The following is a 26184-nucleotide window of genomic DNA, read 5'->3' as shown; positions in this document are numbered from 1 at the left end:
GGTGGTCAGGCAGGCAGTCAATCACTCGGTCAGGCAGCGTCGTTGCCGGTGGCAGTGTCGTTATCGGCGTCATCGGCAGCCGCCGCCAGCAGTCGTTCGTAGACCGGCCACGAGGAATCGCCAGCCGGCGGCTCGGTCGGCTCGCCATCGTGGACGACACCGCTTCCCGACTCGGTGCCACCAGACTCAACATTCCCGATCACGGCCGCGGTCGTTCCGCGGTCGCGGAGGGCTGCGAGGACGTCGTCGGTCGCGTCAGGGTCGACCGCGAGCAGCAGCGACCCCGAGCTGGTGGCGCGCCAAGGATCCATCTCAAGGGTCGAACACACCGCGGCCACATCGTCGTCGATCGGAACCTGGTCGGTGTCGACGCGGAACTGAACGTCGGCACCGGCGGCCATCTCGTGGCACGCGCCGAGCAGCCCGCCTTCGGTGATATCGTGCATCGCCGACACACCGTCGATCCCGGCGATAGCGCGGGTATCGCGGACAACACCGAGCTCGTCGAGCATCGCCGCCACGCGAGCAAGGCGGTCGTCGTCGCAGTCGATCACGTCGGGGAACAGCGAGGCAAATAGCGCGGCGGCTTCGACCGCGGGGCCGGTCGTGATGATGAGGTCATCGCCGACGCGAGCCCCATCCGGGCGGACGATCGCGTCGTGGTCGCCGACGGCCATCGCGGTCGCCGCGCCGACCCACGGGAACGAACAGCCGGCATAGCGGGCGGTGTGGCCGGTGACGATGTCGACGCCGAGTGCTTCGCATTCGTCGTGGATCGCCCCCCAGACCGCGGCAAAATCGTCGTCGCTGAGATCGGGTGGGAGCGTGAAGCCGACCGCGAGATGTGAGGGATCAAGGCCGGAAACGGCGACATCCGCCAGCACGATCCGGACGGCAAACCGGCCAGCCCGTTCGAAGCCGAGCCCAGGCAGGATCGAAACCGGATCGGTGGCGACAGCGAGAGCCTGCCCGCCGATATCGAGGACGCCGAAGTCGACGCCGTGCTGGGGGCCGAGGGCAGTCTCCGCGCGGTCGGCCCCGAGCTGTGGGTCGATATGCTCCCGGAAGAACGCCCGCGAGATCTTGCCGGTTCGGGGCATTACTGCAGCGCGTCAAGCCGGAACTCGAAGGCGGCGACCGGGAGTTCCAGATCGTGTTCGACCAACACCGCGGGATGAACCTCGCCGATGACGCCGACCGTCTGGCCGTCAATCACCACGTCAGCAACCCGGCCGTCGATGAACGTCGGGTGGTCGGTCGGTGGCGTTTCGAGGTTGACACCGAAGTCGTCGCAGAGGGCAGCGAGTCGCGCTTTGGCGTCCTCGTAGGTCGCATCGTTGCGCGCCAGCACCGCGCTGATCGAGCGTCGCTCGGCGACGTTCGTGTTCTCGCTCTCGTCGACCTCGGCGGCGAGGCCGATCTCCGCGAGATCCTGGGGGTAGGCGCGGTGAGTGTTGTTCTCCAAGACCATGAGCAGCGACGGCAACACCCAGGTGCGGAGTTGGGTGTAGTCCTCGCTGTAAGGGCCGGTGATCTCGACGGCCTCGCCCGCGCCGACGAGCCGGCGGTCGGTGTCGTCGATAGTCGCGCCGGGCTCGATGTTGAGCCGGTCGTAGTTCGCCTCCGCGGAGATCATATGGAAGTTCAGCAGATCCTCGAAGCCGAGGCCGACGAGGCTCGCCCGGGTCGCGTCTTCGAGTCGCGTGCGGTCGTGGCGACCGCCGACGGTGCCGATATCGGGGTACCGCGGCTCCAACTCGTTGAACCCGTAGGCCCGACCGAGGTCGTCGATGAGGTCGATCGGGTGGAGCACGTCGACGCGGTAGGGCGGGATCTCGACGGCGTAGACGACGCCGTCGGTAGCGTCAGCACCGTCGTCCACGTCACCAACATCAGCAACAGCGTCCACATCATCAGCGTCGTCAACGACCGACGCCGACAGGCCCGCGCGTGCGAAGAGATCGACTACCTCGCGCTGCTCGAAGTCGACACCGAGGATCGTCTCGATGCGGTCGTGGGCGACGTGTTTGGTGTCGATCCCGAAATCCGGGCGGACGAGTTCGCCACCGACATCCTCGTAGGGGCCGGTCGCGGTCGGGTAGTCGATTTCGACCTCCTCGATGGTGCCGCCGCGAGCTGAGAGCGCGTAGCAGATGATATTGCAGATGTGGTCGATTGTCCACTGGTCGGTGCCAGTGAGTTCGATCAGCAGATCCCGGGACTCGGCTTCGACCTCGGTCCGGCGGCCGTTGATCACCGGCGGGAACGAAAACAGCCCGAGATCGTCGTAGATCGCGGGATAGCGGTCGAACCCATCGAGGAGGTCGCCGAACTTGTCGCCGATCGGGTGATCGGTGAGCACCTCGGCGGGTGTCATCTCGCTGTCGGCATCAAGTGGAACAAACCGGTCGCCGTCGGGGTCGATCCCGCGGTAGGTGATCGAGTGGCCGCTATCGTCGTCGCCGAGGCCCGAACCCTTCAGCATCGTCAGATCGTGGATGCCGATGGCCGCCTTCGCGCGTTTGCGACCCATCGTCGCGTGCAGTTTCTCCTGGAGTTGGATCAGCGATTCCAGCACGTCCTCGGTCATGTTCACGTCGCGGACGATGGCTCCCGTGACGTAGGGGCGACCCTCGGGGACGGTGTCTTCGACTTCGTACGTCCAGTCGGGGTCGTTCGTGTCGGGGACGTAGACGCCGGTGTCGTCGCCGTACTGATACCGCAGCGAGCGGGCGACACCCTCGACGGAGAGCCGATCAAGTCGGTCGGGCGCGAATTCAAGTTGGAGTTCACCCTCGTCGGTTTCGCCCTCGAATTCGAGGCCGAGGTTGAACAGATCGTCCTTGAGTTCGTCGTCCGATTTCTCGTCGTGGCCGGTGAGTTCCCGCAGTTCGTCGGGGTCGACATCAACGACGGGCATTATTGGAGCACCTCCGTTTCCCGCAGCAGTTCAAGATCACACAGCGTCCCGTGGACATCGCGGATGTCCTCGAAGCCATACATCAGCATGAGCAGCCGTTCGAGCGCGAGCCCCCACGCCATCACGTCGGCTTCGATGCCGAGGGGTTCGAGCACCTCAGGGCGGAACAACCCGGAGTTGCCGATCTCGACGATCTCACCCGTTGTGGGGTGGGTGCCGAATAGCTCGAAGGATGGCTCCGTGTAGGGGTTGTAGTGGGGTTTGAATTTGATATCGGTGATCCCGAACTGAGCGTAGAACTCCTCGAAAGTGCCCATCAGATCCCGAACGGAGAGATCCTCAGCCAGCACCCAGCCCTCGATCTGGAAGAATTCGAGGAGGTGGGTCGGATCGAGCGTGTCGTTGCGGTAGACCTTCTCGACCGAGAAGTATCGCTGCGGCGGCTCGATGTCCGCGCCAGCGAAGCCGGAGAGATAGCGCATCGACAGTGACGTGGTATGGCCCCGGAGGGCGACTGCTTCGGCGAAATCCCGATCCCACGGCGAGTGGTAGCCGTCGCCATCGTCGCCAACACCCTCGCGGTGGGCGGACTCAACGCGATCGACGAGTTGGTCGGGGAGGTCTTGGATCGGCGGTACGTCAAGGGCGAAGCGATCCCAGTGGGTTCGGGCCGGGTGATCCTGCGGCATGAACAGGCAGTCGTTGATCCAGAAGTCGGCGTCGGCGTGGGGGCCGTCCATCTCCTGAAAGCCCATCCCGACGAGCACGTCCTTCGCGCGGTCGGCCGTTTGGCGGAGAATGTGTTTGCGGCCGCCCTCGATTTCGGGGGCGTCGGCTTCGACGTTGTACTTGCTGAATTCCACGTCTTCCCACTCGCCGCTGGTCAGCATCTCCGGCGTGAGTCGGTCGATCGTTTCGGCGGTCTCGATGCCGGCCATCAGCGCGTCGACGGCGTCGTCGGTGAGCGTGATCTCCCGGACGGTGTGTTCGTGCTGGACGAGCAGATCGCGGCGTTCGAGTTGGTCGAGGAGGTCGGCGTCATCGACGCTGCCGCCGTCGGCGAGCGTGGCGAGCGCGTCGGCTTCGGGATCGCTGTCGGGATCAGCGTCGAGATCGGCGGTGACGCTGCCCGAGTCGATTTGGCCGTACCCCTTGCGTGCGAAATTGGCCAGCGCGATGTCGACTTCGGGGCCTTCCAGCCCGGCCGCGCCGATGAGTTGGCCCAGTTCGACGGCCTCGTCGTCGGCCCCGGCGTCGATGGCCGCGCGATAGAGCCGGATTTCGGGGAGGCCATCAGCGAGATAATCGTGGGCCTCGTCGGTGAGATCGGCAGTGGTTTCGGTGCGTTCCGTGATCGTGACCAGCCCGTCGTCGCGGAGATCGAAGGCCGCGCGGGTGACGGATTCCGGCTTCAGGTCGGTGGTATCGGCCAGCCGGTCGACGGCTGTCGCTTCGGTCGCCGAGGCGGCTTCCAACACCGCGAGTTGTGAGTCCGGGAGTCGCATACAGTTGTTGTCGGGTGTCGGTGGGGTCGTCAGTTAGCAGTTGCGAAGACAGCGGAGGCCGTCGCGGCGAAACCGAGATCAGGAGAAGCAAAGAAAGCGGATTATTCCTCGGGTTTCGCGTCGGCCGTCTCACCATCGGGAGCCGGTTCATCGCCATCGGCAACGTCGCCCTCGGCGGTCTCGGCAGTCTCCGCGGCCTCGTTTCGGGTTTGTTTGAGCGCGTCGACAGCGGAATCGGTTGATTTGACCCGGGTTTCGGTCGCGCCGTTGGGGTCGAGTTTCGGTTCCTCGCTTGGCGTGTCGTCGGTCTCTGCGTCGGCTTCGCTGGCGGCGTCGCCGCCGAAGCCGAGCCACGATTTGAGTGTTGCAAGCAGTCCCATCGTTAGTAGTGTTTAAACAGGGTCGCGCGAACGTCGTCTTTGGTGCGGGCCGATTCAACGCTGCCGTCCGGGAGTTCGACCTCATAGCGGGCGTCGCCATCGGCCGAGTGCCACTTGTCGCTGTGGGTGTCGAGCAGGCTCAACATCGCGTTGAGTTGGCCGTCGTCACCGGCCTCGCCGTCGGCATCGCTACCGTCGTCGCCAACGGAATTATCGCCGTCAACGTCACTCTCGGTGTCGTCGTCGCTGTCAGTATCGACAGCGTCTGTGGCGTCGTGGTCGGCCGCCGACTCTGCGTCGCTGTCCGGGTCGGGAAAGTCGACATCGACGGGCGCGAGCGGATCGGTGTAGCGGCGTTCGGTCGCGTCGAGGATCGCCGTCACGAGTTCCTGTTTGGTCATGTTGCTGCGGCCAGAGATGTTGTACTCGGCGGCGATGGTGTAGAGATCCATCGGGGTCTCGACATCGTCGTCGCTGTGCTGGCGGTTCCGCTCGTTGAGGCGCGCTTCGAGTTTGTCGCGCGGGAACGGGTCGGCGTCGCCGTCGTCAGCGGCGGCCGCAACGTCGGCCTGTCGTTCGGGATCATCGACAGCGTCGGCGAGATCGAGCAGATAGGCCAGGGTATCCGACAGCGTGACCGAGGTGTAGCTGTCGGCGTGGGCGTCGGCGAGTTCCTCGCGCAACGCGGTGATGCGGTCGTGGTGGTCGTCGGTGATATCGAGTGATGGCATATCAGGAATCCTCGTGGAACCGCTGGAGGGCGTCCTCCCAGCTCTCGACGGCTCGCGGCTCGCCGGAGTGGTCGGCCTCAACGCCGACGTAGCCGCAGGCCTCGCAGGTGAAGGCCTCGACATCCGACAGCGCGAACGTCGTCAGGGCCTCGCCACACCGTGGGCAGTCCGGTTCCACTGTTGCTCGGTTTGTACTCGTCGCCGGAGAGCTAAAGTACTGGGGTCGGGGGAACAATGATTACAGTCGGGCTGAAAGCTCTCCCTATGAGTGAGGCGACCGACTCGAACCAACTCCTCCACTACTACCGGCAGTATATCGGCGATCCCGACCGCACGGTTGACGTCTACGCCGGCTTCGGACTCTTCTTCCTCGGCTTGGGACTCGGCATCGCCGGCATCCTCGTGTTCCTCTACAGCGCGACGCTGAGCGGAACGGCCTACGGCCTCCGACAGGTCGCCATCGTCAGCGGCGCGGTCGGCGCGCCCGCGCTGTTGGGTGGGATCGTCGTGTTACTCCCCGTCGACCGGCGGATGCTGCTGGTCGCCGCGAGCGGGAGCGTGATCTGTGCGGCCGGGATCGTCAGATTCGTCGGCGTCTATCCGAACGATTTCAACGTCTCCGTCGGGCCGGATTACGCCCCGCAAGTCGTCGGTATCTACAGCGTCGGCATCGTCGTCGTGATCGCGGCGACGGCCGCCGCACTCGTCGCCCACCAGGTCGAACGGGCGGCCGGCACAGTCGCCACCGACAGCGAGGCCGACGGCGACGACGCAGACGACAAGGAGACCGTCACCGACGAGCAGGTTCGGGCCGACATCGACGGCGCGCTCGACGACGCCGAACTCTCGTGGGGTGGCGTCGCCAAAACGGAGACACGAACCCTCAACCTCGATACGAGTGCCATCGACGACATCGACAGCTCGAACATGCCGGATTCGGGGAACGAAACCCGCACCGCCGACGGCAGCGTCAACGACGCCGTCTCACAGCTCAAAGGCCTCCAAGGCGGCGAAGTCGAAACCGCCAGCGGCGAGGGCACCGACGATCAGGCGGCCGCGTTACGTGAACTCCGCGAACAGCAGCGCGAGGACGAAGCGGCCGCGGCAGCCGAGGGCGGCATCGTGGATCGGATTCGCGGGCTGTTCTGATCTCGAATCTACAGGTTATGCTGATCTCGAACCCGCAGCCTGTGCTGACGCCGCCGCAACGACGCCGAGCCGGTGGAAACCAAACCCGTCAAAATCAGCCACAGCGACCGCAGAACCCCTGCTCGCGTCAGCGACATATACCCCCTACGAAAACTTATGTGGATCGGCTTTGAAGCTCATCTATGGCAAAAGGACTGGACGTTGGCACCATGAATATTCTCTCCGCGCGGCAGGAAGGCGCGGAAACTGTCTTCGTACAACAGCGGAACTCGTTCGTCGAGATCGAGTACAGCGATATGGCCGAGCAGATGCTCTCCCGCAGCGAGGTGCTCCACATCCGAAAGGACGACCAGGTGTACGTCGTCGGTGACGACGCGCTCAACTTTGCGAACATCTTCAACGAGGAGACCCGCCGGCCGATGCAGCACGGCATCCTCTCCAGCGACGAGTCCTCGGCGATCCCGATGATCAAACTCATCACCGAACAGGTCGTCGGCGAGCCCTCGAAACACGACGAGCGGCTCTACTATTCGAGCCCGGCTGACCCCATCGACTCGGAACTCTCGACGCTGTACCACGAGAAAACGCTGGAATCGATGCTCGGCGACATGGGGTATAATCCCGAGCCGATCAACGAGGGGATGGCCGTCATCTACTCCGAACTCGCCGACAACAACTTCACCGGGCTGGGGATCAGCTTCGGCGCGGGGATGACCAACGTCTGTCTGGCCTACTACGCGGTGCCGGTGATGAAGTTCTCCATTGCCCGCGGGGGCGACTGGGTCGACGAGCAGACCGCCCAAGCGACGGGGACGCCAGTCGACAAGGTGACCTCGATCAAAGAAGACGACTTCGAGTTGGACTTCCAGACCGATGTCGGCGGCGTCGAGGGCGCGCTCGCCATCTACTACGAGAACCTGCTGGACTACGTGATCGAGAACATCACCAACGAGGTCGACGAGGAAGACGTCGAAGAGGGCCTCGACGTGCCGGTCGTCGTCACGGGCGGCACCTCCAGCCCCAACGGGTTCGAGGATCTGTTCGCCGACCACCTCAAAGACGCGAACATCCCGTTCTCGATCAGCGGCGTCCACTCACCCGACGAGCCGATGTACAGCGTCGCCAGCGGTGCTCTCGTGGCCGCCCGCTCAGAGGAGGAAGAGGAAGGCGAAGCGGGCGACGACAACGGCGGCGACGGCGAGGAGTAACGCTCACGGCGACAACAGCACCAGCGATTTTTATTAACGTTCCAGTCGAAACAACAGTTCTATTTGGAGAAACGCTAGACGAAAACGGGTCGGATTGCTAATCAAACCCAGATCATTTCGAGTGGAACTCGACAGAAGAGTGAACAAAAACGGGCGGAGCGGCCGCGGAACCACATAGAGAAACCATTGCCGGGATACTGCGAATTAATTCCGACCATGTCATTGGTTGATATTTGTTAAGGTGGCTACTTGACCAGATGTGCCAGCGCGGTGTTATTCGGATCAATCTCCTCGATGAACCGAAGCAGCCGCTGTAGTGCTCCAGGGTCTTCCTCAATGTTCGTTAGATAGTGAGCCATTCCCTGAAGGGCTCGATTCTGTTTGTGATAGTCCCACAGCTGCAATCGCTGTGCGAGTTGCTCGTCAGTGAGAACGTTGACATCCGCTTCCCTCAGCTCTGTGATCGCGTCGTCGGATGCAGACCGACAGATAGCGACAACGATAGTCGTTGCATTCTCCGCCAACTCCATCATCGATCCCAACTCGCTTTCGACGTTTTGGCCATCGATGGCTCGATCTTTGACTTCCACAGAGAGCACGAGATCCGGCCCTTGATAGCCGTCGATGTCCCCGTAGCGGTTTTGTCGAGAGGAGCCAGTTCGAACTTTGCTTGCTTCCAGCGAGAGATGCGGCCACATCGCTGTCACGTACCCATACGCCCATGCTTGGTAGGTCAAGCCACCCTCCTCGTCCGGATGGCTTCTGTCGTACTCATGAAGCACTGCCTCAAACGGCGAAGGGAACGGTGGTTCCCGCTGGGTGATGTCTTTTCTTTCCAACTGTTCGAGACCGTAATCGAACAGCCGCTGGGTTGCGATGTACCGACCATCACGGGAGAGTTGAAACGCCATCGCTAACAGATCCGTGTACCGTTCCCACTCGCCGGTATGGTGGCCGGGAGAACTCGGGAAGTTCGTGCGTTTCAAATCCTCACGAAACAGGTCGATGACGGCGTTTTGGACGGGGCGAATCGCGTACTTTTCACCATCATGCGTGATCGTCAATGTCGATTTGACGCTCGCCTGATCGTAGCGGGACAAAATATCATCAGCACCGACATCAGGATCGAAACCCGAAACCCATTCGTCGGTCTGGGAAAGCTGCTCGGCGATCATCAAGAAGTCTATCGCAAGTCCGAGTGTCCCTTTCGAACTGACGAACTCGGATTGCTCCGCCGCGATCAGTTGCTCGATCACGGCCAGTTCTTCGTCTGAAATGGTCGAGTCGTCCGGTTCTGTCTGTTGTGAAATCGATTTCTCGTCTATATACTCACGCGGAAAGTAGTCAGACAGAAACCGAGTAATCGCCTCTCGTTCGGATGGTGTGCGTTCAGTCATTCTCTCCCTCTTCGTACTCGTCAAGCAGTGTTGCGACCGTTTCGCCGTGTTCCGTGAGTCGGTACAGCCGAGTTCGTGAATCAGTCCCGTAAGCAGATACGACATCCCTATCCGCTAACTCGCCGAGACCACGGCTGACGTGTGAGACGTGTATATCGTGCGTCTCAGCGATTTTCGTCGGGTTGGATGGGCCTGATGAGAGTTCACTGACGATCAGTCGTCGGTACCGCGAACCAACGATATAGGCCAGCGTATCATATGGATCAGTCCCGTCAGTGTCTTCGGAGTTCAATCTCAAATCCACTCAATAGCCAGCAGAATACCAAGAATAAAGTATCTATTTACCATATATTTACCAACGCGAGCGGTGGCATGATACGAATCATTAAATACGGAATCGACAAAGAGTGTAGTAAATGGACGAGTCCAAACTGACATACGTCGATCTGTTCGCCGGGGCTGGCGGGCTGTCTGTTGGTCTCGAAAACGCCGGCTACGAACTCGTCCACGCTGTCGAGATCGATGAAGACGCGAGAGAAACGTTTGCTGCGAACCGAAACAGCATTTCAACAGCTGACCTCACAGGCGACATTCGAGATGTCGAGTCGGACGATATTACCGAGGAAGTAGGGACGGAATCAGTCGACTTAGTCGCTGGAGGGCCACCGTGTCAAGGGTTTTCAGAAGTCGTGAGTCCCGACGGTTCCGACGAGCGAAATCATCTTTTTACCCACTTTATCGACTGGGTAGACAAGCTCAGTCCGAAAGCAGCCCTCTTCGAGAATGTCCGTGGGATGGAGAACACTGCAGACGGAAAATTCCTCGACGCAGTAAAGAAATCCTTCGGCAGCATCGGTTACAACGTCACAACTCGAATCGTTACGTCATCTGATTTCGGCGTTCCCCAGCATCGACGCCGACTTGTTGTACTCGCATACAAACAGCCTCGACTCACCCACCCGCTGGAAGGGTTCGAACTTGACCCAGTGGAGACGGCAAGCGTGATAGACGGTATCGGTGATCTCCCGAACGTGGCTCCGGGAGAGGAGATCACTGAGTACGATCAAATACCCGAAACCGTGCTACAGGAAGATCTTCGTGGTGACAGTGAAACCCTGACCGGGCACGAAGCAGCCAGACACTCCGACGAGATGGTCGAGATGATTTCACACATCCCCGACGGTGGAAACAGAACTGCGATTCCTGACGAACTACAACCCTCTTCTGGCTACCACAATTCATACTCCCGACTCGATTCAACTGAGCCAGCGGTTGCGATCACCTCGAATATGTCGAAGCCGTCTAGTGCCCGTTGTATCCATCCGTTCGAGGATCGGGGGCTGACGCCACGGGAAGGAGCCCGACTCCAAACGTTCCCGGATAAGTACGAGTTCCACGGCGGATTGGTCGCTCGCCGCCAGCAGATCGGAAACGCAGTCCCACCCTATCTTGCCGAAGCTTTCGGTTACTATCTCAAACAGGCCGTCTTCGACGTAGAGCTAAGCGAATCGGATCACGAACGGATTCAGTTGCTGCGAAGCGGCGCGATGGCACCGTCGGAGTTCCGCAACAGAAAGAGCGAGATCAGTGGGCCGAAGCAGCAAGCAACGTTCGGAAAAATCAACTGAGCCTGCAGTAGCAGACGAGGAACATCGATCTCAGTGTGAGCCGCCCGGGCCTTTCCGGTCAGAGTCGAGAACGATATCGAGGTCATCGAGCAGTTCCCGTGCTTCCTCGCGTTTCTCTTGGTGCTCTTTCAGGAACTCCTCCATCAGCGTCGCCGCCTGTTCCTTGCAGTCGCCACAGAGTCGCTCACCGCCGACACATTCCTCGTAGACCTCCTCGACTAATCCATCGTCATCGTTGGCGAGTAGGTAGGCGTACAGCTCATAGACCGGACAGTCGTCGGCCTCGCCGCCGAGCTCGCGCTGTTTTTCGGCTGTCTCGCGGCCGCCCGTCGTCGCGGATTTCACCTTGTCGTAGCCGTCTTCGGGATCATCGAGCAGGCTGATGTGGCTGGCCGGGATCGACGACGACATCTTGCCGCCGGTCAGGCCGGTCATGAAGCGGTGGTAAATGGAGGAAGGCTGGATGAAGCCGTAGCCGCCGTTGTCGACTTCGACCTCACGGGCGAGTTCTTCAGCCGCCTCAAAATCGAGGTCGAAGGCGTCGATGTGGCCCTCGTAGACGCGCTTTTCGCCCTCGATGGCATCGATCATCGCCTCGAAGGCGTCGTCGGGGCCGTGGCGGTGGAAGAACCGGACGCGCGGACGAACCGGCTCCTTGCCAGCCTCACTCAGCTTGTCGATCGCTGAATTTCTGGCAGTCGTAAGTTCAGGGTCGACATCGTGGCCGTCCAGCCAGTCGGCGGCGTCCGCACAGCGAACCATTTCGTCGCTGTCGAGGTCGGCCACGAGGGCGTCGTAGGCGCGACCGATCAACTCCCGTTCGGCGGCGTCGGCCTCGAAACTTGCGTAGGCCTCGCTGACTTTGAAGAATCGCATTCGAACCGCGAGATCCCGAGCGAGACGAACGTGGGGATCTTGGTCGGGGCCGACCGGGATCACCGTCGGCTTAGGACCGTCGACCAACTGCGGGTAGAGCATGTCGGCCATCTGGGTGACAACGCTCTGCATGTGAGAGACACTGGTCTCGCCGCCGAAGCCGTAGATCGAACCGAACTCCGCAAAGCGGGCGTTCGAGCCGAGTTCGAAGGCGAGATCCTGAAGCTCTCGATTTTGGGATTGGCGGTAGAGCGTTCCCTCCTCGGCATCGAATCCGAGGGCAAGCAGACTCAGCAGATAGCTCTCGGTGTGTTCGTCGATCTCGTCCCACGTCATCCCGCGGGCGGAGTGAGCCTCCAGATCGGCGATCAGGGCGTAGGCGTCGGCACCCTGCTGTTGATGCCAGATGATCTCATCGAAGACGAGTTTGTGGCCGATATGCGGATCGCCGGTCGGCATAAAGCCCGAGAGCGCGGCGGCGGGCTCGTCGTTGGCGAGGGCCTCAACGACGGGCGAGTAATCGCGGTGGCCGAAGATGACCCCGCGGCGCATGAGGTAATGCGGGTTCGGCACGTCGCCGAGCAGATTCTCAAACTCCTCGATGCCGAACTCCTCGAAGAGCTTGCGGTAGTCGGCGATCGTTGACGATCCCCACGGGTCGATGGTCGTCTCCTCAACGCCGCCGTCGGTTGTGGCGACCGGGTCGGTCGCGCCGGCTCCGGGCGTTCCATCGTCGTCGTGAGGGGTATCGTCGGTCATGGTGTCAGGCGGCTCACCGCAAGCCAGTCTATCTCCCCGTTCGCGCCGGTCAGCGCAAAAACCATTCGTTTCCGAACCCCGCCGGCGAGCCGCACATCGAGAGACAGCTCGCGGGGATCGAAGGCGTGATCGGCCCCAACAACGCGAACGAGTCGCTCGGAGTGTGGAAGGTCATCGACTGATTCGACTGTGTTGTAGGTGCGGAAATCCGCGCCGAATTTGTAGCCTGTTTTCGGCACCACGTCCTGCTGGCGGAGCCGGCGGTAGACCGCCAGCCGGCGATCGAACCGCTCGCCTTCGACCCGCCGGCCCTGTTCGCGGATCGCGGTGTAGCTGGCCGGCGTATCGGCGGAGCCATCGGTGTCGTCCACGTCATCGAGTACCAGCTGTCCCTCGACAGCGAGGGCGGCGGCCTCGACGAGTGAGAGTTGAACCGCGCTGTCGATGATCGCCTCCCGCGCCTCAAGCGGTTGCCCATAGAAGCCGTGCTCGTAGAACCCATCGGGAGCATCCCAGACGATAACACGATCACCGATGAGCGAGCCGGCGATGCCGGCCGGCGGGCTGTAGGTCGTCCCGCCGTCGAACTCGGGTGTGGTGGTTTCGAGATAGCTGATCTCACTTTCCTCGTCGACGACCGCGAGGGTGAGATTCGCAAGCTCGTCGGCCGGGAGCGACTCGCGCTCCCCGACGACGGCGATTCGGTAGGCGGGTTCGCCGTCTCCGGGTTTTGTGCCCCGAGGGGGGACGATCAGATCGATCAGATCGTCGTCGACCGCGTTGCCGTCGGCCGTGTCGACGCCGCTGGCGACCGGGTCGACACCGGGCCAGCCCGCGCGGGCGGGCGTGAGATAGAATCCTCGATCGCGGAGGTCGGCGTAGACGAGAAACCGGAGGGCAAACCGCTCGGCGGCCGCCGCGGAGGCGACGAAAAAATCCTCGAAGGAGAGGCGACCGGCGGAGCCGTCGTGGTCGACGACAGCCGTGAGGTCGCCACGGAGCAGGAGGTGGGCGGCCTCAACGCGGGCCAGGCGGATCTCGTTGCCGTCGGCCGGCCGGCCGTAACCGCGGGCGTCGTGGAACTGCTGGCGGGCGTTGCCGCCGACCTCGACGACGCCGTTGCGAAGATGTCCGTCCATACCGAAGGGGGCGGCGGCGAGGCCAAAGGGACACCGATCCAAGAACGAGTGGTGCCGCCGCCAGCGGCGGAGTCGCTACACGAGCGGAGCCGTTACACAAGCGGGAACACGCCGAGCCAGCGAAGAAAGGCGAACAGCAGGTCGCCGTAAGTGAAGGCGACAAGGAGGCCGGCAAACATCGGGACGACGAATGGAAGCCCCGGCGAGACCCAAACCGTCTCGTCGTCAGTTGTCGCCAGCAGTTCGAGGCCGTCGCGGAGTTGTTCCGGGTCGGTGCCGTAGGTCGACCGATCGATCGACTCGAAAAACTGGTCGACACCCCACGGGTCATCAAGATTCTCGGCGGTAGCGTCGCCATCGACTGTCGGGACAGCGTCGGCATCGTCCCAGTCAAGATCGTCGTCGATGTCGCTACGGCCGTCGGTCGGCTCGCCGGTCGCCTCGATACTGGCCGGATCGCGGGCGACATCGGGGGCCGCCCGGAGCGCGGCTAAGGGAAGGCCGCGCCAGCGAAGATACATCCGGAGGGCATCAAGATCAAGCCCGCTGTGAGTGAACCCATCCGGCGTTTCGAACAGTCGTCCGTGACGACTCGGCAAGGAGTCGATTCGGACTGGTCGCGCCAAAACCATGACCGCAGGCTCGATTCGCCCGCGGAGTAGATTCCCGAGGCCCAAGCCGATCGGCGCGACCACCGCGAGGATCACCGCGTTTGTGAGCACCGTCAACGAAAACACGCCGATCGTCGTGTCGACGATAGGGAGTTCCAGCCCGCCGAGGGCGTAGGTCGGGAACGTCGGGAGGAGAACGGCGAGGGCGATCATCGCCTTCGCGTCAGCCGCGCCGAACGCACCGAACCACCAGAAGGCGTAGCCAAGCGGGGCGACAAACAGGAGGCTGATCCCGGCACGGATCAGGAAGGCTTGGCCGCCGGGATCGCCAAACACGAACAGTTGGGCGGCTTCCCAGACGAGCAGGAGGCCGCCAAGGATGACCAGCGGTGGCCACACCCGATTCGGGATCCGGCGGGTGTGGATGTCGCGCCAGGCGGCCCACCCCAAGACCGGAATCACGAGGAGTCGAAGCAGATCCGGCAACGTTGCAACCATTACCACAGTTCGGAACCGCATCACCCATAGGTGTTTAGGTGTCAGATAGCGGCTCCGGGTGCGGCTCACGAGTGACGATCCCTGTGGCGGTGTTCAGATAAGAACAATCAACCAGGCGGGTCGGGTGACCGACCAGCCGACTTCCTGGTGGACTGAAAGGGCGAGGCTCTCTCGGCGAACCCGGACGACGCAAGCACCGCAGGAGTGAGCAACGCGAACGACGAGGAGCGCAGCGAGGCCCGGGAGCCGAGAGAGCCGAGGGCTTTCTACACCTGCTGCGCTCACACGACTGCCTATCTGAACAGTACCGATCAGTGTCGCCCTGAATTTTATGCGGGTAGATGTGATATACGATCACATGGATGTCCGGGACGCCGTCGAGGAGGACGCCGAGTCGATCGCGGCACTGGCCGACGTGCCGGCGGATGTCGTCCGGAACCTTGTGCACGATCGCAGCGTCCGGGTCGCCGAGCGGAAACAGGCCGGCAACGATCCCAACGCCGATACCGACGCACTCGAATCCGAGCTGTTGGGGTTCGTGAGCTTCGATGTCCACGATCAGACCGTCCACGTCACACAAGTCGGCGGAACGAAGGAGGCCTGTGAGCGACTGCTGAGCGAGCCGGTTCGGTTCGCCGCCAGCGAAGGACTGGATGTGGAGCTGTTAGTCGAACAGACCGCGACCGATCTCCAGACAGCCGCCCAGGCCGCGGGATTTCAGGAGGCCGGCGACGGGCCCGTCTTCCGTGGGTCGGCGACGATCCGGTACTACCAGGAGCCCTGATCGGGGAAACAGAAAGGAATCCTGATCGGGGCGGAAACAGGACGATTGCTTACACCTCGCTCACGCGAACTTTCGAACCGTCATATCGAGTGTGTCGAGATCGACGATCGGAGCGTGGGCCACGTCGGGGTCGATGTTGACCTTCTTTTGGAAGGCGGTTTGGGCCTGCCAGCAGCCGCTGTTGACAGCGAGGACGTTGTGGTATTTGCCCCAGCCGAGTTTGTGAACGTGGCCGGTGTGGAAGATGTCGGGCACCGTGTCGATTGTGAGATAGTCCTTTGTTTCGGGTGCAAGTCGCATCTTGCCGCCGTACTGAGGGGCGACGTGGCGTTTTTTCAGGAGAGAGTACATCGCCTTGTGTGGCTCGTCGTAGCTGGCTTTGTCCTCGGGATGTTCGGCGATCACCTCATCCAGCGAGACGCCGTGATACATCAGCACGGAGACGCCCTCGATGGTGACCGTCGAGGGGTTGCCCGTGATCTTCGGATCGTGGGCCGACATGATGTTTCGGAGCTCCTCGTCGAAGCCAGGTTGGGGTTCGGCCAGCCGGACGGCGTCGTGGTTGCCGGGGATCATCACGATCTCCATGTCGCCGGGGACGGCTTTGAGATGCTCCGAGAACGCTTCGTACTGATCGAAGATATCGATGATGTCGAGCTCCTCGTCCTGATCGGGGTAGACGCCGACGCCTTCGACCATGTCGCCGGCGATCAGGAGGTATTCCACAGCCTCGGCGTCCTCGGTGTGGAGCCAGTCGGCAAAGCGGTTCCAGGCGTCGGCCATGAACTCCTGGCTGCCGACGTGGACATCCGAGATGAGCGCGGCCTGAACGTGGCGGTCGGCCGTACTCGGGCGGAAGGTGCGGGGCACGTCGGGGAAGTGAATCGAGTCGGTGAACAGGATGCCCGAATCGTCAGCGAGGGTGCCCTGTACCGCGATACACTCATCGAGAAGGAGTTCGTCGACCAGCTCGGCGATCGGCCTGTCTTTCATCACGAGCGCGGGAAAGGTTCCGGTTGTGTCTTCGAGTTCGATCAGCCAGTGGCCGCTGGCCGTCGAGCGGATGTCGTTGACGAGGCCGATCATCTCCGCGTCGCTGCCGCCCGGCATGTCGGCGATGGCCGTTGCCGGGCGGTGATTGACGCGGCTTTTGAGGAGCTTTGAGAGCTGTTCGTAGCGATCCCGGAACGTCGTCACGAACTGGCTGTACTCGCCGGTGCCGGTGCTGCGACCGGTGATGTCGCCGGTGATCTCGGCGGGTGTCGGGTTCCGATTTTGGGTGTGGTCGGCGGTTCCTGTTGGTTCGGCAACCACTTCTTTACGCCCGGTCGATTTCGACCCCTCTGTTTCGTGTGGAGATTCGGACGTAGTCGGTTGGTTTTCCTGTGTTGTGGTTGGAGTCGAAGATGTGGTGTTTGGGCGTGCGTTTTGGGGGTTTTCAGGCTGTGAGTCGGTGGTTTCGGGTGTCTCTGCAGGAGTGGATTGAGCAACGGCCGCGCCGGTAGCAACGGCGTTGCTGTCGAGACAGGCCCGGACATCGCTGCTCGTGATGCGGAGGGTGTCGTCGCCGGCCGCCGAGACGACGGCCTCGATAGCGGCAGCTGGATCGCCCGCGCGGGCGAGCAGGGTGACCGCCTCGCGGTCGGCGTTGTAGCCGTGGCGGGCCAGCGTCTGGACGATCCGGGAGGGCGTCTCGGATGGCACTGTCGGCATCTCGGGATCACCGGGCAAAAACATGCCGGGAGGCGGAGCCACCGATGGGCCGAACAGAGAGCTGGCAGGTCGATGATCGACGGGTCAGAAGTTTCAAACGCGGTGCGGGTGAAGTGACTGGCAATGAGTGATGGTGATCGGCAGCCGGCTGCCGAGTCGGAACCCGACGAGGAGTCGTGGTTCCAGCGGCTCCGCGGGGCCGACGACGGGCCGCTGTTGTTCCTTCGGGAACTACTGCTCAGCCTCTCGATCGTGGCCGCCATCGGGCTCGTGCTCTTTGCGGCGACCGGGGTCTGGCCGCCGATGGTCGCCGTCGAGAGCAACAGTATGGATCCCAACATCAACAAATACGACCTCGTCGTTGTCAGCGAGCCGGGTCGGTTTGCGCCGGGGGAAGCCAACGATCAGGGGCTCGTGATGGGTGAAACAACCGACACCAGCTACGAGTCGTTCAACGAACCGGGGAGTGTGATCGTCTATGACTACCCCGGCCGTGTCGGCTCGCCGATCATCCACCGAGTGCGGTTTCAGGTCGAGGATGGCGAAAACTGGCACCATCGGGCATCGTCTGACGCGATCGATGCCGAAAGCTGTGCGGAGTTGACAAACTGTCCGGCCCCCCATGCGGGCTACATCACGAAAGGCGACAACAACCGGCGGTACGATCAGGCAAACGGGGTTGCGCCCGTGGTGAAACCGGAGTGGGTCAACGGGGTGGCGCGGTTCCGGATCCCGTATCTCGGTCGACTCCGATTGGCGTTGCTCGGAACGGCACACAGTGGTGGGATTAGTGGGACGGTCTCCCCTGGTAGCGGGATGATCAGCGGTGGCGGGATGATCAGCGGTGGCGGGATGATCAGCGGTGGCGGGACAGTCGGGTCGGTTGCGGGATAGCAGTCGACGGATAGTTTTGCGATAACGACGACGGGGGTGAGAAGGGGACTCAGTTTTGCTACGGCTCAGTTGTCGAAGCGGGCTTGCACAAACGGTTGCACGTCGTCGATGTTGCCAAGTCGGGAGTCAGACAGCAACACAGCCTCGGTTTCCTCAAGCGGCACCGAGAGGCTCATCTCCTTCGTGCGCCCGTAGCGACCCTTCGAGACGACGACCGCGTTGACGATGCCGAGCATGTCGAGTTCGCTGATGAGGTCGGTGACACGGCGTTGGGTCAGCACGTCGGCGTCGATCTCCTCACAGAGGCGTTTGTAGATGTTGAACACCTCGCCGGTGTTGATGTTGTGGACGCCGTTCTGTTCCAGCAGAATGATCGAAAACAGGACGATCTTGCTTTGCGTCGGGAGCGTGCGGACGACCTCGACGACACGATCGAGTTCGATCTTATCCTGGGCCTGCCGGACGTGTTCTTCCTCAACGATGTCGGCCTGGCTCCGCTCGGCGAGTTCGCCGGCCGTCCGAAGGAGGTCGAGTGCGCGGCGGGCATCGCCGTGTTCCTGGGCCGCAAACGCCGAACACAGCGGGATCACGTCGCCGGTGAGCGCGTCGGGTTTGAACGCGACCTCGGCGCGGTGTTGGAGGATATCGCCGAGTTGGGTGGCGTCATACGGGGGGAAGACGATCTCCTCCTCGCCAAGCGAGGATTTGACGCGGGGATCGAGGAAATCGGTGAACTTGAGATCGTTCGAGATCCCCATAATCGAGATCCGGGAGTTCGTCAGCTCGTTGTTCATCCGCGAGAGATTGTAGAGGGTGTCGTCACCGCTTTTCTCGACGAGTTTGTCGATCTCGTCGAGCATGATGACGACGACGCGCTCGTTGTAGTCGACGGCCTCGAAGAAGGTGCTGTAGACGCGGTCGGTCGGCCAGCCGGTCATCGGGACGGGCTCCATCTCCTCGGCGTCGGCCTCCAGTGCCTCGATGCGCTCGTCGACGGCGTCGACCGAGGTGTACTGCTCGGTGGCGATCGGGAGACTCCCCTCGGGAGCCGCCTCGGCGTCGGTTTCGGCATCCGGGATCGAGACCGTCGTGTCGTCGGCGTTGGTGTCGCTGACGGCGGCTGTGGTGTCGGAGCCACCCTCGGCGAGCTCCTCGCGGACGGTTTCGAGTGCGTCGATCCGGGACTCGATGAGCGCGACGTTCTTTTCGATGAACTTGTTGGCGAGCTGTGCGAGCACGCGGTACTGGGTGTCAGTAACCTCGCAGTTGATATACTCGACCTCACAGGGAACGTCGTATTTTTCGGAGGTCGACTCCAGCTCCTGGCTGACGTACTTTGCGCTCGCGGTTTTGCCGGTGCCAGTTTTCCCGTAGATCAGGATGTTAGAGGGCGTGTCACCGCGAAGCGCGGAGACGAGGATCGTCGCCATCTGGTTGATCTGGTCGTTGCGGTGGGGGAGCTCACGCGGGGTGTAGGATGGGCGAAGAACCTCCTTGTTCTCGAAGATCGGTTCCCCGGAGAGCAGATCGTCGAACAACCCCTCGCTGTCGTCGGCGTCGTCCGGATCGGGATCGAGATCGAAATCCAGATCGGTTGAGGCGGTCGATCGGTCACGGCTCCAATCGGCGTCGGCAAGGTCGAGGTCGTCAAGCGATCGATCGGCTGACGGGATCGGATCCGATGCCAACACCGACGACGGGTCGGTTGCGGAGTCGTCGATGTCCGCCTCAGACGGGTTTGGCGTTGTGTCCGATTCAGACGGGTTCAGCGTTGCATCCGACTCAGCGGCGTCTTCTTCGGGCGTGTGGTCAGCTTCATCGTCTGTGGAGGTCGCCTCTAGTTCAGCCTCTGTGGAGGTCGCCTCTGGTTCAGCCTCTGCGGAGGTCGCCCCCGCTTCAGCTGTGCCCGGCGAATCAGACGGCGATGTCGACTCGGCGTCAGGTGTCGACTCGGTGTCTACTGCCGGCTCAGTATCCGGTGTCGACTCAGTATTCGATGTCGACTCGGTGTCGCTCAGTTTATCGTGTTGTGTGTGATCGTCCGTCATTGATCCCGTCCCATCGTCTTGTGTTCCGTCTTCTACCCTTTGTTTCACGTGGAATCGTCAACAGGAACACCCGAAATCGGCTGAAAAACGGCGGAGAGCGTCGTTTTTGCCGGATCGGGGACTGATGACGTGTTCAAATGATGCAGGCGAAACAGAGGGAGACATAGTACAAAAACGTTCTCACTTTGGATACTATTTGCCGATATCTCATGTCAGAGTCTCCACGATGGTGAGCTCAGTAGCGAAGATGGGTCGGTAGCGACATCGAGATCTGACCACGGGGGTGTCGTTCGGAGCCTCGGTACATTATGAGCCTCGGTGTCGATACTGACTGAGAGGCAAACTCGGCATTGTTCAGACTGCTATCGATTGTTCAGACCACTGTTCAGACCACTAATCTACCAGCTGTTTACACCCCCACCCCTTCGTTTCGAGTGGAACACGGTGGTAGGGTGTCGACTCATTCGTCTGTTTATTTTTTGTAGTTTATCTAGTGTCTAATACAACTAACTAACCAAATAAAATAATTTTATTTCTGCGCAGTACGGGTATTGTTTCTCAGTATACTATATGAATATTTTGGTGCTAGATACCAGTCTCAGACCCCCTTCGTGATTGTAGTTCCACCCGAAACAAAGGGGTGGGGGGCTAGGCAAGAGGCAAGATAACGGTTGGCAGGATCGATGCGTTCTCACCGAAACGGGCTCCCACCACGTCAGCTTCACCAAAACGGGTTCTTACCCGATTACGGGCAGCCACCGAATCACAGGTACACACCATCGAACAGTATCGCAATACAACACAACAGCATCGCCTACCAGCTCTCCAACCAAATCTCTCCCTTCCCCAGCGAACGCTCTCAGACAGAGCCACCCCTTGTCGGTTGAATCCGGCCGCTCACCCCTGTCTGACGCAGTGTTTAAGTGTTCCCGGGCTGCAAGATGCGTCATACGCCCTTCCACGCGAAACAGGGGAGGTGCGGGAGTGTCAGGATGGGTCTACTCACAAATCTCAGGGACAGCGTCTCGCGGGTCACCGACCGGCTGTTCGCGTCCGACGATCCGAAACGGATCGGGATCTACGGACCGCCGAACGCCGGAAAGACGACCCTCGCAAACCGTATCGCACGTGACTGGACTGGCGACGCCATCGGCCCCGAAAGCCACGTTCCACACGAAACACGCCGGGCACGACGCAAGGAAGGCGTCGATATCGAGCGCAACGGCCGCTCGGTCACCATCGACATCGTCGACACACCGGGTGTCGCCACCAAGGTCGATTACAAGGAGTTCCTCGATCACGACATCGAGAAGGACGACGCGATCCGTCGCTCCCGAGAGGCGACCGAAGGCGTCGCCGAAGCCATGCACTGGCTCCGGGAGGACGTCGACGGCGTCATCTACGTCCTCGATTCGACGACCGATCCCTTTACGCAGGTGAACACGATGCTTATCGGCATCATTGAGAGCCGCGATCTCCCGGTGCTCATCTTCGCCAACAAGATCGACCTTGACGAGGCCGATATCAAACGCGTCGCCGACGCCTTCCCCCAACATGAGACCGTCCCACTGTCGGCCCTTGAGGGCGACAACATGGACGAGGTGTACGACAAAATCGCGGAGTACTTCGGATAATGCCTGAAGCAACACCCTCGGATTCCACGACGGAATCGCAAAACGGTGTCCAGATCGACCTGATTAGCGGGTCGCGGATGGAGGGGCTTCGGAGCATGGAGAAGATCCGACTCATCCTTGATGGCGTCCGCGATGGCAACATTGTCATCCTCGAAGAGGGTCTTTCGCCCGACGAGGAGTCGAAGCTCATCGAGGTGACGATGACCGAGATCAGCCCCGACGAGTTCAGCGGGATCGAGATCGAGAGCTACCCCCACGAGGAGGCGGCCGACCAGAGCTTCCTCGACCGCCTCATGGGTCGGGAATCCACAAAGAAGCTGACCGTGATCGGCCCCGCAAACCAGATCGAAACACTGCATAAGGACGACCAACTCATTAGCGCGCTGGTCTCCCGGAAGTAGCGTCATGCCCCACCAGTGTACCAACTGCGGCCATGTCTTCCCCGATGGCTCCAAGGAGATGCTCTCAGGGTGCCCGGACTGCGGCGGCAACAAGTTCCAGTTCAAACAGGGCGCGGTCGACGATGTCGGTGACGACGCCGACGAGCAGCAGATAACGATCGACGATTCCGCCGCGGGCGACGATTCTGCCGCGCCCGATGATTCTGCCGCGGCCGATGATTCCGTGACACCCAACCCGGAGCCGGCCACAGAACCCACTGGCACGACCGATGCAGATTCCGCTGGGACGAGCGATACGACCGACCCAACCGACGCCGAAGTCCTCGATGACGACCGCTCGCCGGGCGGCGAATCACCGGCCCAATCGAGTGCCCGCTCGGATATCGTCTCCGACGACGAACTCCCCGATTCCCCGCCGCCGGCTGACGATTCGGCGGCAACACCAACTGACTCGCAGCAACCGACAGATCAGTCTACCTCCGACGCTGGCGACGTAGGTGAAGCGACGGCCGACGAGGCGACATCGTCGAGTCTCGACCAACTTCGACAGGAACTCAACGACCAGTTCGAAAGCATTCGGATCGTCAGCCCCGGCCAGTACGAACTGAACCTGATGGAGCTCTATGACCGCAACGAGTACATCATCTCGCTGCGCGAGGACGGCCGCTACGTCATCGAAGTCCCCGACGGCTGGGGTGCTGACGAGCCAACGTAACGACCGCAAAAAATCGTTTTTACGTCTACGCCAACGGCGTTCGCTCGACGACCGTCCCATCGACGGTCGGGTACTGCTCGACGATCTCGCCTTCGCTCACGTCGCCGTCTTCGACCATCTCTTCGAGCAGCCACCAGGCCAACTCGACGTGGTCGGATTTGACGGTGTAGAACTCCTCGGGAACCCCCAATTCTTCCAGTCGAGCCTCCGGCTCCCACGTCTTCCCGTAGACGAGCGTGCCGTCGTCGGTGATCTCGTCGAACTCGCGGCCGATGACGCGGGCCATCCGCTTCAGTCGGTTGCGGTGCTGGGCGGCGTCCTTGAACACGCTCGTACAGAAATAGACGCGTTCGTGATCGCCCATCGTCTCCAGAATCTCCTCCTTCGAGCCGTCGACGGCGGACATGTGACCGTCTTGGAGTTCGTAGCCCTGCTCCTGCATCCGGCGGTAGTTGCCGTCGCTCATCTCGAACTCGTTGATATTGCAGAACTCCGCCGCGCCCTCATTGAGGAATTCAAGGAACTCCTCCTCGGCACGAATCCCCGGAATCTCGAAGGCGGGCGTCATCCCTTCTTCGCGGGCGATATGGAGGATTTCCTCCCACTCGGTTCCATGTAGGTCGCCCCACTGTTCGTACGGTGGGTGGAACCGAATCTCGTCGAGCCCGGCTTCCGAGAGCCGCCGCATGTTCTCGCGGCCACCCGTAATACCGGTGTAAAGGTGGGTGTGGTGATCCTCGCCGAACTCGTCTTTCAGCAAGCGGAGGTAGCGACAGGTCTTCTCCATCGCTTCTTGCGGTTCGCCACCGGTAATCGAGGTGCCCAGCGCGTCCATCCGGTGGGCCTCCTCGATGATGTCCTCGTCGTCCTCGACGAGGCGTTCGTTGGCGTAGACGTCGGTGACGTTCTTGCGGTTTTCCCCAAGCGGACAGTAGAAACAGTCCCGCTGGTCACAGTAGCCGTAGACGAAAAGCACCATCTTCCCGCCTTTGGCGCACTGTTCGCAGCCTTTGGAGATCATCAGTTACCCACCCTATCGCTCCCCGCCACAAAAACCGTCCGAAACGTCGATAGCGCAACCGAAACCGGTGTCATACTGGCTTTGTGCTTCTTGTGTCCGCTAGCTTCCCCTGCCGTTTATCCGCCATCCCGCCCACTACCAACCATGGATTCCACACGTCGCCGTCTCCTCGCAGGTTCCGCCACCTTCGGTCTCGCCTCGCTGGCCGGCTGCTCCGCTCTCGATTTCGCCCTCGGCAACGAGTCGCTCAGTTTCGAATCCGATGCCGCCGTCGTCGCCGAGGCAACGCTCTCCGAAAGCCCGTATCAGGAGTCGAATCGCACCTCGGATACGATCACCCGCACCTTCGAGGCCGGCGGCCAGAGCCGCGAGGTCGAGGTCACCAATCAGATCGCCGAGTACGACCGCGGGTTTTCGATCCTCGGTCAGGAGTACCGCTGGGCGATGTTCACCGTCCTCTCGACACCGCAGGTCGAGGTGTTCGGCGAGGCGTTCAACCCTGTCGCCGATATGTCGACCGACGACCTCGTCGCCATGATTCAGGATCGCTACGACCAACTCGGCAACATCGAACGCGACAGCACCCGCTCGGTCGATCACCTTGGCGAGTCCGTCGAGGTCGTCCGTTACCGCGCCGAGGGGCGGTTCACCGAGGCCGACATCGAACTCGATCTCACGCTGCATATCACCACCGCCGTTCCAGTCGGTGAGGATTTCGTCGTCTGTTTCGGCGTTCACCCTCGGCAAGTCGACGAAACCGATTCGATCAACACCCTCCTTGACGGCGTCGAACACACCGCCTAACCCGGTGGCAACCCGCGGCGTTCGCTTACGGGAGTACGAAAAAAAGCCCGTGCTTTAGCGCGGATAAATCCGACACTCAACGACACAAACCACCGTTGACAGTACGGCTTGATATTCCAACAGATACTTGTTACAGCATATTTGATTACATATGTAATGGTCACGGTGACTGTCACCGCGAAGTTCCATAACCCATCCCTCTCACGACGGAAAGAGTGGCAACACGCCGCTCGACTCTACCGTGACACCAAACAGTTCTGTATCGACGGATGGGAGAACGGCGACTTCGGGAAGTCCGTGACCACAGCCAGCATCGACAACGACCTCTACTCGGCTATCCAGAACCAAGCCATCCGAGAGGCCAAATCCGACCACAGTGAGGATGGAGATGTTCGCTACCGAGAGAGTCAGCCGTTCGCCGTCAACAACCAGAACTGGGAGATCGACACGACAGAGAATGGTACGGTTGTCGTTGGACTCCCGTGCATCTCTCAGTGGTGGTACACCCCAATCGAAGTGTACGACGACATTTCAGACGACGTTCAACGGCTCGTTGACGGTGACGCCGACAAGAGTCGTCTACAAGTCTACCGTCGCGGAGACAACTGGTACTGTACGTTCAACATGGAATACGATGCCGATACGTCGGGCGAGACGCCAATCGGTGTCGATATTGGCGAACGGCATATCCTCGCGGTGACGGCCTACGGCGAAAACGAGTCGATGCTGGTGTCTGGTGGTGAGGCGAAGTACGTTCGACGCAAATATCGTTCCCTACGCGAGTCGCTTCAACAAGCGGGTGCGCTTCGCGCACGAAACCGTGTGGGTGACAAAGAACAGCGTCGAATTACGGACTTGAACCACAACCTCTCCCGCCGTCTCATCACGTTCGCGGAACAGTTTGAGAACCCTGTCCTTCGGATGGAAGATCTCGAAGGCATCCGCGAGAACAGCTCGTGGTCGGGCGTTCACTCGTGGCACTTCCACCAACTCCAACAGTTCATCACGTACAAGGCCGAACGTGCTGGTATCCGCGTCGAGAAGGTTGACCCATACGATACCAGCCAGCGGTGTTCGGAGTGCGGTTCAATGGGAACTCGTGATGGCGATCACTTTTCATGTTCGGAGTGCGGTCGTGGACGCCACGCCGACCTGAACGCTTCGGAGAATATCGCACAACGGGAAGGAGAACCATGCACGGCGTAGCAGTCCGGCTGACGCGACCCGTGCTACCTCGCTGGCTGAACAACCAGTCGTCTTTGACGCCCGCTGTACGCGGGGAGGAAGGCCCCATTGACAGGGCTGTACGCGCTGGAAAGCACACCGTTGGTCACAACTCGGTGGCGACCGTCGACGTTCCACGCGAAAG

The 26184-nt window shown here is 61.4% G+C and carries 24 protein-coding genes; 10 read left to right on the top strand and 14 right to left on the bottom strand.

Annotation, left to right across the window (positions count from 1 at the left end; genetic code table 11):
- Positions 1–29 precede the first annotated feature (29 nt).
- From EWF95_RS09975 to EWF95_RS09950, 6 genes are all read right to left on the bottom strand, one after another.
- Complete coding sequence (locus EWF95_RS09975) at positions 30–1100, bottom strand: AIR synthase family protein (protein WP_142443905.1); 1071 nt, start codon at positions 1098–1100, stop codon at positions 30–32.
- Positions 1100–2920 (bottom strand): phenylalanine--tRNA ligase subunit beta, encoded by a 1821-nt coding sequence (gene pheT / locus EWF95_RS09970; protein ID WP_142443904.1) that lies wholly within the window; start codon positions 2918–2920, stop codon positions 1100–1102. The genes EWF95_RS09975 and pheT overlap by 1 nt, the downstream gene beginning before the upstream one ends.
- Positions 2920–4425: a phenylalanine--tRNA ligase subunit alpha gene (pheS, locus tag EWF95_RS09965; RefSeq protein WP_142443903.1), complete on the bottom strand. Its 1506-nt coding sequence runs from the start codon at positions 4423–4425 to the stop codon at positions 2920–2922. Before pheS ends, pheT begins: the two co-directional genes overlap by 1 nt.
- 101 nt (positions 4426–4526) lie before the next feature.
- Positions 4527–4805: a hypothetical protein gene (locus EWF95_RS09960; RefSeq protein WP_142443902.1), complete on the bottom strand. Its 279-nt coding sequence runs from the start codon at positions 4803–4805 to the stop codon at positions 4527–4529.
- 2 nt (positions 4806–4807) lie between these two features.
- Entirely contained in the window at positions 4808–5536 is a 729-nt protein-coding gene (locus EWF95_RS09955; protein WP_142443901.1) for a Rho termination factor N-terminal domain-containing protein, read from the bottom strand.
- A 1-nt stretch (position 5537) separates the two neighbouring features.
- A complete protein-coding gene (locus EWF95_RS09950) occupies positions 5538–5714 on the bottom strand; it encodes a TFIIB-type zinc ribbon-containing protein (protein WP_142443900.1) in 177 nt (58 codons plus the stop codon).
- An 86-nt stretch (positions 5715–5800) separates the two neighbouring features.
- Here EWF95_RS09950 and EWF95_RS09945 point away from each other — a divergent pair, with 86 nt between their 5' ends.
- Positions 5801–6685, top strand: a complete 885-nt coding sequence (locus EWF95_RS09945; RefSeq protein ID WP_142443899.1) for a DUF7139 domain-containing protein — start codon at positions 5801–5803, stop codon at positions 6683–6685.
- A gap of 182 nt (positions 6686–6867) precedes the next feature.
- Complete coding sequence (locus EWF95_RS09940) at positions 6868–7893, top strand: hypothetical protein (RefSeq protein WP_142443898.1); 1026 nt, start codon at positions 6868–6870, stop codon at positions 7891–7893.
- Between the two features lie 245 nt (positions 7894–8138).
- On the opposite strand, the gene EWF95_RS09935 is transcribed toward EWF95_RS09940, so the two are convergent.
- Together EWF95_RS09935 and EWF95_RS13920 are read right to left on the bottom strand one after the other, a co-directional pair.
- Complete coding sequence (locus tag EWF95_RS09935) at positions 8139–9314, bottom strand: hypothetical protein (protein WP_246055670.1); 1176 nt, start codon at positions 9312–9314, stop codon at positions 8139–8141.
- On the bottom strand, positions 9283–9594 hold the full coding sequence (locus EWF95_RS13920) for a winged helix-turn-helix domain-containing protein (protein WP_449271741.1): 312 nt from the start codon (positions 9592–9594) through the stop codon (positions 9283–9285). The genes EWF95_RS09935 and EWF95_RS13920 overlap by 32 nt, the downstream gene beginning before the upstream one ends.
- A 112-nt stretch (positions 9595–9706) precedes the next feature.
- Between EWF95_RS13920 and EWF95_RS09930 the strand changes: the two genes are divergently transcribed.
- Positions 9707–10918 carry a DNA cytosine methyltransferase gene (locus EWF95_RS09930; protein WP_142443897.1) on the top strand — a complete coding sequence of 404 codons (1212 nt, stop codon included), beginning with the start codon at positions 9707–9709 and terminating at the stop codon, positions 10916–10918.
- Between the two features lie 30 nt (positions 10919–10948).
- Here the strand turns inward: EWF95_RS09930 and EWF95_RS09925 are convergent, their stop codons facing one another.
- The 3 genes from EWF95_RS09925 to EWF95_RS09915 all read right to left on the bottom strand — a co-directional run bounded on the left by EWF95_RS09925 (position 10949) and on the right by EWF95_RS09915 (position 14801).
- Positions 10949–12553: a tryptophan--tRNA ligase gene (locus tag EWF95_RS09925; RefSeq protein ID WP_142443896.1), complete on the bottom strand. Its 1605-nt coding sequence runs from the start codon at positions 12551–12553 to the stop codon at positions 10949–10951.
- A complete protein-coding gene (gene endA, locus EWF95_RS09920) occupies positions 12550–13692 on the bottom strand; it encodes a tRNA-intron lyase (protein WP_142443895.1) in 1143 nt (380 codons plus the stop codon). The genes EWF95_RS09925 and endA overlap by 4 nt, the downstream gene beginning before the upstream one ends.
- Positions 13693–13784: 92 nt before the next feature.
- Entirely contained in the window at positions 13785–14801 is a 1017-nt protein-coding gene (locus tag EWF95_RS09915) for an A24 family peptidase (protein ID WP_142443894.1), read from the bottom strand.
- 358 nt (positions 14802–15159) lie between these two features.
- On the opposite strand from EWF95_RS09915, the gene EWF95_RS09910 reads away from it, so the two are divergent.
- Complete coding sequence (locus EWF95_RS09910) at positions 15160–15585, top strand: hypothetical protein (RefSeq protein WP_142443893.1); 426 nt, start codon at positions 15160–15162, stop codon at positions 15583–15585.
- A 60-nt stretch (positions 15586–15645) separates the two neighbouring features.
- Here EWF95_RS09910 and EWF95_RS09905 read toward each other — a convergent pair whose 3' ends face one another.
- Positions 15646–17298: a DNA-directed DNA polymerase II small subunit gene (locus EWF95_RS09905; RefSeq protein WP_394348584.1), complete on the bottom strand. Its 1653-nt coding sequence runs from the start codon at positions 17296–17298 to the stop codon at positions 15646–15648.
- A gap of 123 nt (positions 17299–17421) precedes the next feature.
- Here EWF95_RS09905 and EWF95_RS09900 point away from each other — a divergent pair, with 123 nt between their 5' ends.
- The gene (locus tag EWF95_RS09900) at positions 17422–18192 is read left to right on the top strand and encodes a S26 family signal peptidase (RefSeq protein ID WP_142443891.1); all 771 of its coding nucleotides are present in this window, start codon (positions 17422–17424) and stop codon (positions 18190–18192) included.
- 65 nt (positions 18193–18257) lie between these two features.
- Here the strand turns inward: EWF95_RS09900 and EWF95_RS09895 are convergent, their stop codons facing one another.
- Positions 18258–20240, bottom strand: coding sequence for a Cdc6/Cdc18 family protein (locus tag EWF95_RS09895; RefSeq protein WP_142443890.1), 1983 nt, complete (start codon positions 20238–20240; stop codon positions 18258–18260).
- A 992-nt stretch (positions 20241–21232) separates the two neighbouring features.
- On the opposite strand from EWF95_RS09895, the gene EWF95_RS09890 reads away from it, so the two are divergent.
- From EWF95_RS09890 to EWF95_RS09880, 3 genes are read left to right on the top strand one after another with little or no spacing between them, the layout of a single operon-like run.
- Entirely contained in the window at positions 21233–21874 is a 642-nt protein-coding gene (locus EWF95_RS09890) for an Era-like GTP-binding protein (protein WP_142443889.1), read from the top strand.
- Positions 21874–22275 (top strand): DUF2073 domain-containing protein, encoded by a 402-nt coding sequence (locus tag EWF95_RS09885; RefSeq protein WP_142443888.1) that lies wholly within the window; start codon positions 21874–21876, stop codon positions 22273–22275. The genes EWF95_RS09890 and EWF95_RS09885 overlap by 1 nt, the downstream gene beginning before the upstream one ends.
- Positions 22276–22279: 4 nt before the next feature.
- Positions 22280–22990: an OapC/ArvC family zinc-ribbon domain-containing protein gene (locus tag EWF95_RS09880; protein WP_142443887.1), complete on the top strand. Its 711-nt coding sequence runs from the start codon at positions 22280–22282 to the stop codon at positions 22988–22990.
- A 25-nt stretch (positions 22991–23015) separates the two neighbouring features.
- On the opposite strand, the gene EWF95_RS09875 is transcribed toward EWF95_RS09880, so the two are convergent.
- Positions 23016–24011 (bottom strand): radical SAM protein, encoded by a 996-nt coding sequence (locus tag EWF95_RS09875; RefSeq protein WP_142443886.1) that lies wholly within the window; start codon positions 24009–24011, stop codon positions 23016–23018.
- Between the two features lie 144 nt (positions 24012–24155).
- Between EWF95_RS09875 and EWF95_RS09870 the strand changes: the two genes are divergently transcribed.
- Positions 24156–24815: a DUF6517 family protein gene (locus EWF95_RS09870; RefSeq protein WP_142443885.1), complete on the top strand. Its 660-nt coding sequence runs from the start codon at positions 24156–24158 to the stop codon at positions 24813–24815.
- A gap of 156 nt (positions 24816–24971) precedes the next feature.
- Positions 24972–26021, top strand: a complete 1050-nt coding sequence (locus tag EWF95_RS09865) for an RNA-guided endonuclease TnpB family protein (protein WP_142443942.1) — start codon at positions 24972–24974, stop codon at positions 26019–26021.
- Positions 26022–26184 lie beyond the last annotated feature (163 nt).

The organism is Halonotius roseus, from assembly GCF_006861655.1.
Taxonomy (GTDB): Archaea; Halobacteriota; Halobacteria; order Halobacteriales; family Haloferacaceae; genus Halonotius; species Halonotius roseus.
This window is presented reverse-complemented; position numbering and strand designations above follow the sequence as displayed.

Bases quoted from the DNA above. Each gene is read 5' to 3' on its own strand.
- EWF95_RS09975 (WP_142443905.1), bottom strand. From the start codon at position 1,100: ATGCCCCGAACCGGCAAGATCTCGCGGGCGTTCTTCCGGGAGCATATC.
- pheT (WP_142443904.1), bottom strand. From the start codon at position 2,920: ATGCCCGTCGTTGATGTCGACCCCGACGAACTGCGGGAACTCACCGGC.
- pheS (WP_142443903.1), bottom strand. From the start codon at position 4,425: ATGCGACTCCCGGACTCACAACTCGCGGTGTTGGAAGCCGCCTCGGCG.
- EWF95_RS09960 (WP_142443902.1), bottom strand. From the start codon at position 4,805: ATGGGACTGCTTGCAACACTCAAATCGTGGCTCGGCTTCGGCGGCGAC.
- EWF95_RS09955 (WP_142443901.1), bottom strand. From the start codon at position 5,536: ATGCCATCACTCGATATCACCGACGACCACCACGACCGCATCACCGCG.
- EWF95_RS09945 (WP_142443899.1), top strand. From the start codon at position 5,801: ATGAGTGAGGCGACCGACTCGAACCAACTCCTCCACTACTACCGGCAG.
- EWF95_RS09940 (WP_142443898.1), top strand. From the start codon at position 6,868: ATGGCAAAAGGACTGGACGTTGGCACCATGAATATTCTCTCCGCGCGG.
- EWF95_RS09930 (WP_142443897.1), top strand. From the start codon at position 9,707: ATGGACGAGTCCAAACTGACATACGTCGATCTGTTCGCCGGGGCTGGC.
- EWF95_RS09925 (WP_142443896.1), bottom strand. From the start codon at position 12,553: ATGACCGACGATACCCCTCACGACGACGATGGAACGCCCGGAGCCGGC.
- endA (WP_142443895.1), bottom strand. From the start codon at position 13,692: ATGGACGGACATCTTCGCAACGGCGTCGTCGAGGTCGGCGGCAACGCC.
- EWF95_RS09915 (WP_142443894.1), bottom strand. From the start codon at position 14,801: ATGGTTGCAACGTTGCCGGATCTGCTTCGACTCCTCGTGATTCCGGTC.
- EWF95_RS09910 (WP_142443893.1), top strand. From the start codon at position 15,160: ATGGATGTCCGGGACGCCGTCGAGGAGGACGCCGAGTCGATCGCGGCA.
- EWF95_RS09905 (WP_394348584.1), bottom strand. From the start codon at position 17,298: ATGCCGACAGTGCCATCCGAGACGCCCTCCCGGATCGTCCAGACGCTG.
- EWF95_RS09900 (WP_142443891.1), top strand. From the start codon at position 17,422: ATGAGTGATGGTGATCGGCAGCCGGCTGCCGAGTCGGAACCCGACGAG.
- EWF95_RS09895 (WP_142443890.1), bottom strand. From the start codon at position 20,240: ATGACGGACGATCACACACAACACGATAAACTGAGCGACACCGAGTCG.
- EWF95_RS09890 (WP_142443889.1), top strand. From the start codon at position 21,233: ATGGGTCTACTCACAAATCTCAGGGACAGCGTCTCGCGGGTCACCGAC.
- EWF95_RS09885 (WP_142443888.1), top strand. From the start codon at position 21,874: ATGCCTGAAGCAACACCCTCGGATTCCACGACGGAATCGCAAAACGGT.
- EWF95_RS09880 (WP_142443887.1), top strand. From the start codon at position 22,280: ATGCCCCACCAGTGTACCAACTGCGGCCATGTCTTCCCCGATGGCTCC.
- EWF95_RS09875 (WP_142443886.1), bottom strand. From the start codon at position 24,011: ATGATCTCCAAAGGCTGCGAACAGTGCGCCAAAGGCGGGAAGATGGTG.
- EWF95_RS09870 (WP_142443885.1), top strand. From the start codon at position 24,156: ATGGATTCCACACGTCGCCGTCTCCTCGCAGGTTCCGCCACCTTCGGT.
- EWF95_RS09865 (WP_142443942.1), top strand. From the start codon at position 24,972: ATGGTCACGGTGACTGTCACCGCGAAGTTCCATAACCCATCCCTCTCA.